The 13,176-nt window shown below is 57.1% G+C and carries 9 protein-coding genes and 2 pseudogenes; 5 read left to right on the top strand and 6 right to left on the bottom strand.

Going from position 1 to position 13,176, the window contains the following annotated elements:
- Window positions 1-32: 32 nt before the first annotated feature.
- The 3 genes from QEN71_RS35265 to QEN71_RS35255 all read right to left on the bottom strand — a co-directional run bounded on the left by QEN71_RS35265 (window position 33) and on the right by QEN71_RS35255 (window position 4,116).
- On the bottom strand, window positions 33-788 hold the full coding sequence (locus QEN71_RS35265) for a hypothetical protein (RefSeq protein ID WP_201651898.1): 756 nt from the start codon (window positions 786-788) through the stop codon (window positions 33-35).
- Window positions 789-1,042: 254 nt separating this feature from the next.
- Entirely contained in the window at window positions 1,043-1,546 is a 504-nt protein-coding gene (locus QEN71_RS35260) for a M15 family metallopeptidase (RefSeq protein WP_201651900.1), read from the bottom strand.
- A 1,082-nt stretch (window positions 1,547-2,628) separates the two neighbouring features.
- A complete protein-coding gene (locus QEN71_RS35255; protein ID WP_201651902.1) occupies window positions 2,629-4,116 on the bottom strand; it encodes a tetratricopeptide repeat protein in 1,488 nt (495 codons plus the stop codon).
- On the opposite strand from QEN71_RS35255, the gene QEN71_RS35250 reads away from it, so the two are divergent.
- Window positions 4,115-4,306 (top strand): hypothetical protein, encoded by a 192-nt coding sequence (locus tag QEN71_RS35250; protein ID WP_290468257.1) that lies wholly within the window; start codon window positions 4,115-4,117, stop codon window positions 4,304-4,306. The two genes, QEN71_RS35255 and QEN71_RS35250, sit on opposite strands and share 2 nt — an antisense overlap.
- A 69-nt stretch (window positions 4,307-4,375) precedes the next feature.
- Here the strand turns inward: QEN71_RS35250 and QEN71_RS44830 are convergent.
- A pseudogene (locus tag QEN71_RS44830) lies at window positions 4,376-4,717 on the bottom strand (toll/interleukin-1 receptor domain-containing protein); the annotation flags it as partial.
- Window positions 4,718-5,369: 652 nt separating this feature from the next.
- On the opposite strand from QEN71_RS44830, the pseudogene QEN71_RS35240 reads away from it, so the two are divergent.
- From QEN71_RS35240 to QEN71_RS35225, 4 genes and pseudogenes are all read left to right on the top strand, one after another.
- Window positions 5,370-5,468: pseudogene (locus QEN71_RS35240) on the top strand (IS5/IS1182 family transposase); the annotation flags it as partial.
- Window positions 5,469-5,548: 80 nt separating this feature from the next.
- Window positions 5,549-7,213: a hypothetical protein gene (locus tag QEN71_RS35235; RefSeq protein ID WP_201651904.1), complete on the top strand. Its 1,665-nt coding sequence runs from the start codon at window positions 5,549-5,551 to the stop codon at window positions 7,211-7,213.
- An 11-nt stretch (window positions 7,214-7,224) separates the two neighbouring features.
- Window positions 7,225-8,046, top strand: a complete 822-nt coding sequence (locus QEN71_RS35230) for a hypothetical protein (protein ID WP_201651906.1) — start codon at window positions 7,225-7,227, stop codon at window positions 8,044-8,046.
- A 381-nt stretch (window positions 8,047-8,427) separates the two neighbouring features.
- Window positions 8,428-9,423 carry a hypothetical protein gene (locus QEN71_RS35225; RefSeq protein WP_201651908.1) on the top strand — a complete coding sequence of 332 codons (996 nt, stop codon included), beginning with the start codon at window positions 8,428-8,430 and terminating at the stop codon, window positions 9,421-9,423.
- Between the two features lie 1,350 nt (window positions 9,424-10,773).
- Here QEN71_RS35225 and QEN71_RS35220 read toward each other — a convergent pair.
- On the bottom strand, window positions 10,774-11,100 hold the full coding sequence (locus QEN71_RS35220; protein WP_201651910.1) for a hypothetical protein: 327 nt from the start codon (window positions 11,098-11,100) through the stop codon (window positions 10,774-10,776).
- 14 nt (window positions 11,101-11,114) lie between these two features.
- The gene (gene flgK, locus QEN71_RS35215) at window positions 11,115-13,100 is read right to left on the bottom strand and encodes a flagellar hook-associated protein FlgK (RefSeq protein WP_201651912.1); all 1,986 of its coding nucleotides are present in this window, start codon (window positions 13,098-13,100) and stop codon (window positions 11,115-11,117) included.
- Between the last annotated feature and the right edge of the window lie 76 nt (window positions 13,101-13,176).

The raw sequence follows: 13,176 nt of genomic DNA, 5'->3' as shown, positions 1-13,176 counted from the left end.
GAGTGACAAAGCCTTGTATGATCTGGCGGCAGTCACCGGCCAGCCATGGTCGCATCACTGAACGCGCGTTGCAAAAAAAGCCGTGTCAGCAGATAACTTCCGAGGAGTCCCGAGGTGAAGAAATATATGAGGAGCGCCATGGCAAAGGAATCTGACTGCTCGCCGCCAAGCGCCTGGCCGATCACGTGTCCCGCAGCCTGCAACTGCCCGATCACCTCTTTGCTTTCGACCAGTGTGACCCCGACGATGATCTTGGTGAGCCAGTCAGAGATTTGCTCGAGATTGGTGTTAACGGCGGTGGAGGCGCCGGACGGTGGTGGCCCGCTTCGGGAAGAAGTACTGTCAACCCGGCTGGGAAACGTAACGGTTGTTTGCTTCGCCTCTGCGTGATCCGCCTGCGACTCGACGTTGACGACCGTTACGGAACCCGTGTCTGTCCTGGCCGGTTCTACTCCATCAGGGACCGTCGGCGGCGTAGACGGGTCGTGCGGCTGCGTTGGTGCGGCTGGCTCATTGGGTCTAACCGGCAGATCTGCACCTGGCACTGACGTGCGGGCCGTATCCGAGGAGAGTGACCGGGGGATACCGAACAGGAAACCGAGGAACCATCCGCCCGCGCTGCAGGCACTGGCCCACAAGAGCCCGATCCAAGTAGCCTTCCAGCCCTGCGTGCCTGCAGCAACCAGACAGGCACCGATAAAGAGTGCCACCACCATGACTGCGGCAACACGTTTCGCGTCCCGATCAACGGACCAGAGTTGCGAAAATGTGCGAGCGGATTCAGGCATTTTTCCTCCCGGACGAAGGATTGAATGACGCGGCGCAGCCTGGTTCAACCTGCTCGCGTGCACGGATCGGGACAAACTCGATCAGGCGCATTTCCGACGACTCCCTACCACCTGCCCAGTGCAGGGATCAGCTTCAGCACGACATACCAGGCCGAATAGACTACCCTTCCAGCAGCAATTGCGTTAACAGAAACGTACCCGGTTAGCGCGCCTGCATGGTAATGCCGGTCTTCAATCCATACTCTTGATCAATTTCAACCACCCAGTTCCTTTGGCGTCAGAAACCTCTGGATCTCGAAGTGCATCGGATCGTTAAAGGACTTTCCCCACATGAAGCCGTACTTCTCGAAGACAGGGGCGACCGGTGCGACCGAATCGCCAAACCCTGGATCACCTTCATTAAGATCAATGGCAATTCCGAAAGCGTGGTTTGAGGGGAGCTTGCTAAGGGCACCGCTGGTTGGCTTACGCAAGCGTCGATTCACTGTTCCTGCACAGGTCTTGATATGACGCATCAGATCCTGCTCTTGAATATCATGAAAGGCGCGAAGGAGCTGCGCATGTCCCTTCTTGTGGAAGCTAAGCTTTCCGCGATTCGACCCGGGGATGCGCTCCAGTTGCGGTATGAAGAGTTTCACCACATCCGATGAATCAAAGCCGCTCAAAAAGGTGATATGGTCTCCGCGCTTCCAGGCTTCGTGTTCCGTCTCAAACTGTATCGTGCCAAATAGCGGATGAACGAAGGTACTCTTGGGCATGTTCAAACTCCCTGCTGGCGATTGAACGACGAACGTGCGGCCGTCAACTTCTTCTGTTTATCGCTGTTTCACGAAAGAGTTTTTTATCTCCCTGGCTGTTTCCGAAACAACAGGCTTACGCGGGCAGCGAAGTTCACGTAGTTACGCGAATTCAACCAGTCGAGCTTCCTGTCGTGTCTAGCCAATGCAATAGCGGCTTATGCACCCAAAACAGCCTTCCCCAAAGAGACTCGTCCCTGTGACGGCCCGTTCCACCACCCCGTCCGAATGTGCAAAGAACTCGTCGGCCGACACCTGGCTTCTCACCTGTGCATTTGTAGTCGCCCAGCAATGCGCGTTGAATGCAGGGCTGGCGTCTCTTATCTGCATACACAGAATTTTCTTCTTATAGTTTTTTAATCTGCAACAATCCTCCCATAAGGTTCCAAGTTCGTTTCCCATGCTGACTTGACCAGACGGGAACAAGCGTAGTGCCAACCTTCAGGAAATTGTCATGCAACGAGACTGAAAGTTAGTAAAAATTTTCGGCAACTGCATTGAGGGAATATGCCGAGAAGAATATTCGCCAGGATGTTGGGAATCGAACAGACTGACCGAGGCCGCGGGCGAATTAACCATGACGGTCGAAGCGACGCATCGGGTGCACCCTCTTCACACCTCTCATAGAAATGTTCGGCCTGAGGATTACCGCTACCCGAATGTCAAGAATCGCCGATCTGCTTCGATCCGGGCTTCCGGCAGCCTCCAAAGCGCACAAGCCCTTGGAGTGACATCTTTGCGGTATCGTGCAAACGGCAACTGCCAACCCGAATCCGGAACGACGGCGAACGCATCAAATCGATCCTTAACGTTCGCCCAATACTCTGCGTCTCAATGTCTCTTACCGAAGCAGATGAACGTCCTCGGGCTGCTCGGTGCAAGCTGCCGACGACAACGACGAAGTCCCGCGTCACTCTCGCACCCCTGATTTGCTGTTCATTTCCCTTTGAAAAAGGGAGGCAGCAGTCGTTAACAATAATGGTGCTGGTGACACCAAGGGAGTGACCGCTGCGAAATAATCACAGGTGGTTCAGGCGAATACGTCACAACTTGCCCGACAATGAATCCATGTTTGCGCTGAGCGCTTGACTGAGCCAGTGGGCGGCACCCACCGACTGACAACTCGAATTGTAGGCTCGTTGCAGCGTCCCGCGAGCCTCCGCATATTTGCCCTGCCGTATAAACAGATTCGCCAGATTGTTGAGGGTGATGGCGGTATCGGGATGGTTCGGGCCGAGCATTTTCTCGTCAATGGCGAGCGCACGGTTCAGCAGTTCTTCCGCCTCGTCGGCGCGGTTGAGCGCCGCCATGACGCTGCCCATGTTGCTCAGGCGGTTCGCAACCCTCGGGTGTTCATTCCCAAATGTGCGTTGATCGATTGCCAGCGCCTCTTCGAAAATAGACAGCGCCTCGTCGAAACGCCCCTGATCGCGCAATACGCTGCCGATGTTGTTCAGCCGGTTTGCGACGGTCGGATGCTCCGGACCGAGCAGCTGGGTATCGATTTCCAACGACCGCTGGAAATAATCGCGTGCTTCATCCAACTCTCCAAGATCACGCAGGGCGCTTCCCACGTTGCTCAGGCGATTCGCCACGTCCGGATGATCCGGTCCAAGCGTGCGCATGTCTATCGCCAGAGCCTGCGAGAAATAGCCGAGCGCCTCTCTGGTGCGGCCCAGGTCCAGTAACACGCTGCCCATGTTGTTGAGCCGGTTCGCGTAATTGGGGCGGTCGCCGTCCCGGTTCTCGCTATCGATGGCGAGAGCCTGCTTTAAGTAGCCGAGCGCCTCTTCCAGGCGACCTTGATCGCGCAGCACGCTTGCAATGTTGTTCAGGAAGTTGGCGGCGTTCTGCGGGTTCGGTGTGGACGTCTGCTGGTCGCATTCCAGCGCTTTGCGGTAAAGAAGTTCGGCGCGGGCTAGGTCTCCCTGCTCTCTCAGGCTTCCGCCCACGGCGTTGAACACGCTCGCAAGCCCCTCTGTCTGTTCGCCTTGAGCGTTCCCGGCACCGACCAGCGATGTGAGCGCTGTCGGAAGGGTGTCCAAATCGAGTTCCTTCAACGTCGCTATCAGGGACTCGAGGTAGACAGACACATCTGTCGCTTTGCCTACTTTTGCTGCCTTGAATGAATCGGCGAAGCGGCGAATATTGCTTTCGAAAGTGTCCTCGTTCCGAAGATCCAGCATTTGCCAGTTGGACAGTGCAGACGGAAGCAAATTCAGATCCGCACCGGGTAGGAGTACAGGCACGATCGACACGTCAGAATCCGATTTGCGTCGTTGCTCAATGGCGTTGAGGTCTGCCTGCTGCCACGAAGTCAGCTTACCGGGGCCGAGAATGAAAATGACGCACTGCACGTCCGACAGCGCCTTGGCGATGGCTTGTGTCCAGTCTGCGCCTGGCACTAGCGTCCATTCGTCAAACCACAATTTCACGCCGGCATCTTTCAATGCGCGGGCGACACGTGACGCCGCTGCACGATCGTTGCTGCTGTGGGAAACGAAGACATCGTAGGTCGGTTTATCGGTCATGATGGGTCACTTATGGCCGGATAAGCCTGTCGAGCAGTCTGCGCTGATATTCGAGCGCGACGACATCGTCGATAAGCTTCTGATCGCGAAGCTGCTGAAGGCCAAGCAGGGTCGCTTGCAAGTCGATGAATGCGCCGTTCATGGGAACAGGCCGATTCAGTCGGCCTGGCGGCACGCCCTTAATGCCTGAGGCCAGCAGATGGAACGCTTCCGCATTTTCGAGGCCGCTCGAAAGATCGACCCATGTGCGAAGCTCGAGAAAGTTGTCAATCAGTGCAGGATCGCCACCAGGAAGAATGACAGGGATGACCCTGAACGATTGTTCTTTTGCCTGACGGTTGAGCGCGCGCTGTATCTCCTGGCGAAACCAGCCCTCGGGCGTCTGGTTGCCGATGCAGACGGCGCACGTTTTAGCTTGCCGGAGCCCGGTGGCCAGTTCCTGCTGTCAACAGTCGCCGGGAACGAGCACCCATTTGTCCAGCCAGACACGGAACTTCCAGTCATCGTCGAGTTTGCAGGCAAGCTTGTCGACGAGCGCGGCGTCGACGTGCGCGTGACTCAGAAATACATCGAAAGCCTCGAGTTCCTCGGGATTCGCCATCGTCTGGCCGCCTATGGGAAGATCCAGTCGAAGATGCGTTTCGCCCATGCCATGGCCGCCTGGCACGCCAAACGCGATGTCCTGAGTGTAGGTCAAAATGGCGCTACTGCGGGGTAATGAAAGGTGCCCCCACGGGTTGACGCTGAAGCCCTTTCGACGCGGTTCTGGTCTGCGACATCAGCCGATGGGGCGATTTCAGGAACGTTGATGAAAGTGCACATCACGAGTACTTCTGCCCAGGCGGGTGTCAAGGTCATCTACTGCGCCGGGCCTTTCGCAAACGATGGCTCTCCTGCATCGAACATCATCAAGAGCATCAAACGCGCGATGGCCGGTGAGTTCAGTCGTGAACTGCCTGAAAAAGTGTTCCTGGGGCAATCACGGCAGGTCGAACGCGGATTCTGGCAGGGTTCAATGCCGGGTTACGGGCTTCGTCGCATGCTCGTCGACGCCAGCCATCAGCCCAAAGGCTGTCTGCGATTCGCGGAACAGACAAACATCCAGACCGACCGCATTGTCCTGGTCCTGGTGCCACCGAATGAGGTTGCTTCAGTGCGACGGTTTCTTTTCTGGTACCTCCATAACAAGCTCGGTGTGGGCAAGCACGCTGCCCGATTGAACACATCCGGCATTTATAACTCTCTTGGGCACGCGCATCCGCTTCGAACGGCTCGCTTTCATCCACTAGGCGTTCCTCAGAATCGCCTGCTGCATCATATGCTGGCGACGCCTTCAAAAGTCATTCTGCTAACACCTCTAAGACTGTGCGCTTCCGTACAGTGCATCTCATCGCACTGTGGGAATTTCCTGTCAAAACGTAAGGTGACGAGAATGATACAAATTCAAAAAATCTTGCCGACTTGCTTTCTATTCGCCGTGCTCGTAAGTTTCACCACAATCGCGAGTGCCTCTGCGGAATCGGATCCGGAACCGCCAGCACTAGAAACAACCATACATACATTTACAAGGTGCCCGGTTAGCGGTGCGACAGGCCCTACCATTGGTGCTCTTCCGGTCTTTCTCGTACCTATCTTATCCGCCGTCATATCCCGGGGAGTCGACGTCACGGTCGATAAAGCAGCGAAACTTGTACAGGATGCTGCGTCTCCGAAGGATTTCGTGTTGACACCGCCTGCTCCAATCACGGCTCCGTTCTACAAGATAACAAGTTCGGGCGACGTGCAGATTAGCCAGCAGATCAATTGCGTCGTTGTCGTTCGCGGAAGGATCGGATTCTCTGTGATCGACCCGCTCGCGAACTCGTTGGCCGGCGCGCCCCCTCTGCTGAGAGGAATAATGACGAGATTTTCAGCGTCCGAACCCAACGGTCCGCACCCGGCTAGAACAGCGGTGGCCGGTAAGCCAACATATCACCTTATTGAGCCACCGGAGTACTACGCCGAGTTCGCGCTGGTCACCTCAGATAGTGGTGACAAAATTGCGCTTCGACCGCAGGTTTTATACGTAGGCGACTTTCAATCCAAAGATGGACTATTCGGTCCTTCGAAGCGCACTTACACCACCGTGATAAATTTCTCGGAGGTTGGCTCGGCGCTTCCTTTTCTAAGCGCCGAGTTTAAATACAACAATGTCGCTCGTAACGAGAGCAAGCTTCAATGCGATGGCATATCAAGCAAGTTGACCTGTGAAAGTGCGATACTCGGGCCGGAGCGAGGATGGGCATCGACTCTTGCAAGAACTGGCGAAATTACTGCTGCACAACAAGGGCGACAAAAGATGGCAAGCACATTGGCGTTAGCCGCAACCCCGGCTCCGCCAAAGCGTCCATCGTTTGCTGACGAAGTGCCAGATGCACGGACTTCGTTGATCGCATACTGTAATGCCATAAGCGCTCAAAACAAGGAAAAATCGTCTCCGCAGAAATTCTCGTCAGATGCTTGTCCGGTTTCGATAACACAAACGAAGAGAGACTATGAGTACGCGCTCGTACTGGCTCAATACCAGATTGAGAAATCGAAAGCTAACGATTTTCGCCAGAAGAAATGTCCGGGGACAGCGCCCTTTGATAATACGGCCGTCGTGCAATGCATGAACAAACTGCCTGAGTTGCAGGAAATGGACATTGGTAATTTCCAGATCTCTGCTTCGATTAGTGAGACACGACCAGGAAACAAGGTCGCCGAGTTTTTTGTGCCGGTTATTGACGAGGTATCGCCTGGTATCAAGACTGCCATTAAAGAACAGATTGATCCGGCCGAACGCCGCCGGGCCAAGGAGGCCGAGGAGGAAAAGGCACGGACCGATGCGAGTGCGTCACGCGATGCGAAAGTGGCATTGAAAGAAGCAGAAATCAGGGTGCAAATTGCGCAAAATGACTATGAACAGGCACTTTCTAACGTGGAGAAGAACTTTAGCGATAGCTCCGCAAAGAACACTCTCCTTGAGAAGAAGATTGCCTTGATTCAACAGCAAGTGGCCGCAAACAACGCGGCAAGAACCGTCGGCCAGGCAGTTCCCTACCCCGACGCCGAATGAAGAGGAGCTCCATGGACGCGATACATATTGCCATCCTTACCGAATCACCAAACGTTGATTTGCGTGAGCTCAACCGGGTTGTGGCTGCCATCAGCAAGCAGGTTAACTTTGATTTTTTTCCTATCTGGAAAATACCAGCGGTTATTTCAACTTACGGGGCAAGCGAAGACGTGCCACCCAATTCGTATCGAGTTGTAGTGGTTTCGCATTCCATTCTTATCGATGGGCGAGAGGTAATGGGGGCCCATCGCGGCAAGGATAAGTCGGGCAACCCTTTTGCCCTGGTAAGTGACAAGGGGGATCACTGGAGCCACACTCTCAGCCATGAAATTCTCGAAATGCTGGTCGATCCAACGCTTGAGCAATATAGGCCTGGCAAATGGGCAGGTCACGATGTCAGCTTCCTGGTTGAAATCTGTGACCCTTGCCAGGGAATTCCGTATGACATCGACGGCGTTGCCGTGAGCAGCTTCATCACACCTCGTTACTTTGATGAGCAAAAGCACGACAACACGGACTATAGTTGGCGAGGCTCCATCGATGAACCTTTGACTTGCGCACCAGGCGGCTATCTAGTCTGGCGTGCGGATGAGGATGGCCCCTTCAAGGGTGAGCACGTCGCAATTGACTCGAACGGTGGTATTACTTACCTGGGAAAATTTCAGGGAGGAATGATGACTGCGCGAGAGTGGGTCGATTCTGTTCTGAGAAAGCCCACCATAAAGTTATCGAAGAATGTCAAGAAAAAGCTTAGGCATTCCCGAAATCATCACAAGCGTCTCTGCACGAAGCATGCGAGAGCATGGCGAAGTGCCAATCGATGTACTGAATAGAGAAACCGCCCTCGGGTCATGTGCTCACGTCTCGTGCGCAGCAGGCGAGGAACGCGACCTCCCACGACGGATAACGGTGACGCACAACGACCCCATCGCGGACGTTCGGGGGTCGCGGGACCCACGGCAGATATCAACCGAGTACTGCCATAACCGAGGCCTTGTTTGCTCGTTGCCTCATGCAAGAACCTTATGGGGCATGGGAATGAGGGAAAGGTGGGCATCGGTTGTGCCTCAACGATCCCAGCTCTTCGCAGGCTCCGACAACCTGCGTTGACGACGGCCGCGCCGCGATAGCATCGATCGGTCATCGGACTTGGCGAAACGGTCGTGAAAATTTATATTGCTGGTATTTCCGGAACTGCGATAAGGCGTCGAAACTTGAAACGTGAAATTGACCAGATCAGAGACAGCGGGAAGGTCTTCGAAGTCGGAGATGCGGACGACCAGACGCCCATCCGTTTTATGTTCGGAACACCGGACGGCCTCTACGCTGTAAAGGACAAGAGCATTTTCCTTACGCAGTTGGCCGATCACATTGATCCTGAACGTACTAACATCGACGTGCGCGATGTTCATCAAAAGGCGCTTCCCTACGGCTTTGAAAATCCGGTCGTCGGAAAAATACTCGTTTCCGCAAAAAGGCTGTTTAACGCCGGGTTCATGAGCGACGCCATTGCGCAGGAAACGGCGATGGAAATCATCCTTGGTGGGACAGGGATTCTCTGTGAGATGCAGGACCTGACCGACAAGGTTTTTGGACAGATTTCAAGCATTGCCGCCGCCGGAATCCCCCGCGGCGACAAAGGGCAAATGTTGCCTCACACGCCCGATTTGCGCACAAGCATTGACACTTATATAAGGCTGATCAACAACCTCCGACAGATGTTGATCGATTTCCTTGTGGCGATTTATAAACCGGCTGAAGGTAAAGGGCTGCTGGCAAATCTGAAAACCGCAATTCATCAAAAGCACGGCGATGACCACGGATTCTGCACGTTCTTCGATGACCTTACCCAGGCGATTGCGTTTATGCGAGAGCTACGCAACGCTTGGGAGCATCCGAAAGCAGGTCAGAAAGTCGTCTGGAAAGACTTCGCGATGAAGCCCGACGGTCGGGTTTATTCACCGACAATCGAACTGGTTAGCGCCGAATATCCGCAATGCGAGATGGACCTTGTCGCATTCATGAAGCAATGCACCGCGACACTGATCTATCGGCTGGAAGATCTGATCGGCAACGCATGTGCTGCGAACCGCTCCTTCGGCGACTTTGAATGCGGTGTGATGGAGCTACCGATGGAACGCCGGCAACATCCTGAAGCCCGTCTTACCTATGCAGTGTTTCTCAACGGCGAATGGCAACCAATCGGGTAGTTCAGCGAGCGTCGCACCGGATGAAGGGTCGGCGTTGTCCCATCGGCTACGGACTCAAGTACTCAGCTAACGCGCCGACTGGCGCTTACGCACAAGGCTGCGATTCTCACTCGGGTCTGGCCGAATTGTCGGCAGTCCCGCCTCACATGCCGAGCGTACGTCCCTGGTCAAACGATCAGTGCCGAAAGTGCTTTACCGCGATAACTACAACTATAAGGGTGACGATACCAATCAACCATCCCCTCTCTTTGATAACGGCAGGCTCGTGTTACATCCTGGATATGAGCGAAGAACGAGAAAAAAAGCCGACCCTGAGGTCGGCGAATGGACTCCTTCCCGCGAGGACGGCCGCTGGAGCCCGAGCGTACGAGCGCGATTGCCGCTTTCTGAGTTTTCAGATGCTCAGGAGTGCGATGTTCGGAATTGCATGCCCACCTGCAGAGGCAGGAACACCATGAATTGCTTCAACCGGCGGAAAAAAACGCCAACCCGCCACGTTGATCGAAGACCGAGCGATTTTCGTTCCACGATGTTGGGAATCTGTGCAGATCGCCCATAGACATGCTGGAGAAAGTTTTCGAGGCGCGCTGTATCGACGGGAACCACTCCTGCGGCGCCCGACCGTGCAGGCGTATGCACGAATCCGTCAGTCCCTGAGGGCAGGCAGTCGAAGTGGCCCCTGCGCTTTCCGGTATGCCGCAAGGAACGCAGGCGATCCGCGTCGGACCTCGGCCAGCCAACGCGCCAGCTCGATCTCGCATGGGTCGCCATCGGGTCTCCTGAAACACGGGGAAGACACGGGCATCTGCTGGGCGGCCCAGAAGAAGCTGAACAGGGTGAGCCGGTCGACAATACCCAGGCGCAATCCCGCGTCACCCTCGCCCGCCAGCCATTTGCGCAAGGCCGAAGCAAGCGCCCGAGGTGTCTCGTCCGTGACGTACGACAGGCCATGCGGCCGGCCAGCTCTCGCGCGGGCCAGATCCCGCGTCGCAACGGTCACGACAAATTCAGTCGCGCGTACGGATGGGCCTGCATACGGGCTTGCGTACGGCCTTGCGTATGGAATTGCGGACGGACCAGACGGGTTTGCGGTCAGCGCGCCTGGCCCGGCCGGCGGAGACATGGAGAAGGCGGCAGCGACAACCAGTGACGCATGAAGTTGAAACATGATCGAACCCAATGCTGCGTCGGCAGCACGCGCCTGGCCGGAACGGCAAACCCCGACGGCGCGCGGTGCCGCACCGGCTGGCGTGAGGATGGCGTTCCGAAGCGGGACGATTGCATCCCGCTGAATGCCAGGCCCTGGTTATCCACATTTTCCGTGGACAACGTTGTGGAAAATGCACGACTTCACGGGGCCGATGCCATGCGTGTGCGCACCGCATAGATCACCACCGCGACCAGCAGTGCGGCGGTCCCTGTCACGAGCATGCGTCGTGCTGAACGCAGGCTTGCGGGAAGCTTCTGCGGTTTGACAGGATTGGTCGCCTTCCATGGAACGAGTCCCAGAAATCCGAGCCCGACAAGTGCGAGCCCCGCGACAAGTTGCTCAACCACGCCCCAGTGCGCATGGTCGCGGATGCGCCAGTAGCCGACAAAGGCGACTCCGATAAAAAAAAGCGCCGCTGACGAAACGCACAGCGCCAGCACCGATCCCTCAGACTTCCGAAAACGCATAGACCTTCCGTACCTCACTTCACAATGCCAACAATCGTGTCAAACATCTGCGAGGCCGCCTGGATCACCTTGCTGTTGGCCTGAAAGAGCTTCTGGTACCTCAGCAGGTTCGCCGCTTCCTCGTTGGCGTTCACGCCCGACACGGACTGCTGCGCGCTCGTGATCTGTGTGACGAGTGCGGCCTGCGCCTTGCCCGACATCTGCACCTGTTTCGTCTGGTTGCCGATGTCGTTCACGTAGTTGGCGTACGAGTCGGTCAGGGTGAGCGCGCCATTGCCCTTCGACCTCGCTGACACGAGGTTCGACATGGCCTGCGCATTACGGCCGTCCTTGCCGCCCGACGGATTCGGCGCGATCGTGAACGTGTCGCCGCTCGCTGGCCTGCCGGTGATCTGCAGCGAGACATGGTTGATCGTGCCGCCCGTGACGCTCAGCGATGCGCCTCTGGCCGGGTTGTACGGAACATTGGGACTCGCAGCCGTAATGGTGTAGACGGTCGGCGGCGTGCCGTCGATGCTGACGGTCGAGCCGACGGGAAAACCGGAAAGCGTGCCCGGCGATGTGGGACTGGCGCTACGGTACGTGAGCGTCGTCGCGCTGGCCGGCAGCGCGTAGCCTGCCGATACCTCGCCCTGGGTCACGGATGCGGCGCCGCGATTGGTGCGGCCTGCTGACACAAGCACGGGCGAGGACGCTGCTATGGCCGCACCACTGGCTGTTGTCAGCGCGAAGCCGTTTAGTGCGCCGCGAGTAGGCTGGATCGTGAACGAATCGCCGCGGTTCATCGCGCCGCCTGTGAGAGACAGCTTCATGCCGTTGAGCGTTGCGGGCAGGCTGCCCGCGAGCCCCGCCACCTGCCCCGTCTGGCGATTGGTCAGCGTGTAGTTCGCCCCGTCGTACGACAGTGTGTAATCGCTTGACGCGGGCTGCGATGGATCCGCGAGCGCGACACCGAGCGTCGCGCCGCCGGTGTTGTTCGCGTTGGCAAGGACGGCCGGACTGCCGACCGTGAACAACGCACCGCCCCGCTTGCCGTTCAGGTCGATACCAAGCGCATTCTGTGCATTGACCTGCGCAGCGAAGCTCGTTGCGATCGCGCCGAGCTGCGACTGGGCGGGATCAAGCGTCTGGCTGCGAAATGTCATCAGCCCGCCAATCTGCCCGCCGAGCGCGATGCCGTCCGGCACGATCTGCGGAGGCGTTGCGCCAGCGACGCCTGCGAGACCCGCATACGCGACAGCCGTTTCCGTCGGATCCGAGGGGGACGCCACCGTCGTCAGGTCAAAACTCCTGTCAGCGACGACGAGCGGCTTGCCGTTGGCCATAAAGACGTTGTAGCCGCTATCGCCACGCACCACCTGGGCACCAACCAGTTGCGACAGGTTCGACACGGCGAGGTCGCGCTGGTCGAGCAGCTGGTTGGGCGGCTGGCCTTGTCCCAGCGCGCGGATCTGCGCATTGAGCTGCGCGATCTGTGCGCTGTAGCTGTTGACCTGCGTGACCGTCTCGCGTATCTGCGTATTCACGCTCGCGCGCAGCTTGTCGTACTGGTCGCCGGCCGCATTGATCTGGTCGGCCAGCGACTGCGCATTGCTCAACGCGCTCTGGCGCATCGCGGCATTCGACGCATTGTTCGCGACGGTCTGCAGGCCGTTGAAAATGCGTGTGATCGCGCTCGCGATACCCGTGGTGGGATTGCCCACCATGTTGTTGAGCTGGGCGATCAGCCGGTACTGTGCATCGAGCGAACCGGCGTTCGACTGTGCGCTGTTGAGTTCAGTCGCCAGATACTGGCTGTACTGGCGCTGGACCGTGGTGGTCGACACGCCACCGCCGCGATAGCCCGAACCGGTGTATCGATCGCTCGCCTCGGTGTAGACGGGGCGCTGCACGGAATAGCCGGGCGTCGTCTGGTTGCTGATGTTCTGGCCGGTGGTCGTCAGCCCCCACTGGGCTGCCTGAAGCCCACTGAGGCCGATCCCCATGAGGTTGCTGGACATGCGTGGATCCTGGTGTCGGCATGAGAGCCGGTGATGGGATATCGATGGGATGTCGACGGGTTATCCGCGAGGCGCG

The sequence above is a fragment of the Paraburkholderia sabiae genome (assembly GCF_030412785.1).
GTDB lineage: Bacteria > Pseudomonadota > Gammaproteobacteria > Burkholderiales > Burkholderiaceae > Paraburkholderia > Paraburkholderia sabiae.
The sequence above is the reverse complement of the archived record's forward strand: the minus strand, read 5'-3'. Positions and strand labels throughout refer to the sequence as shown.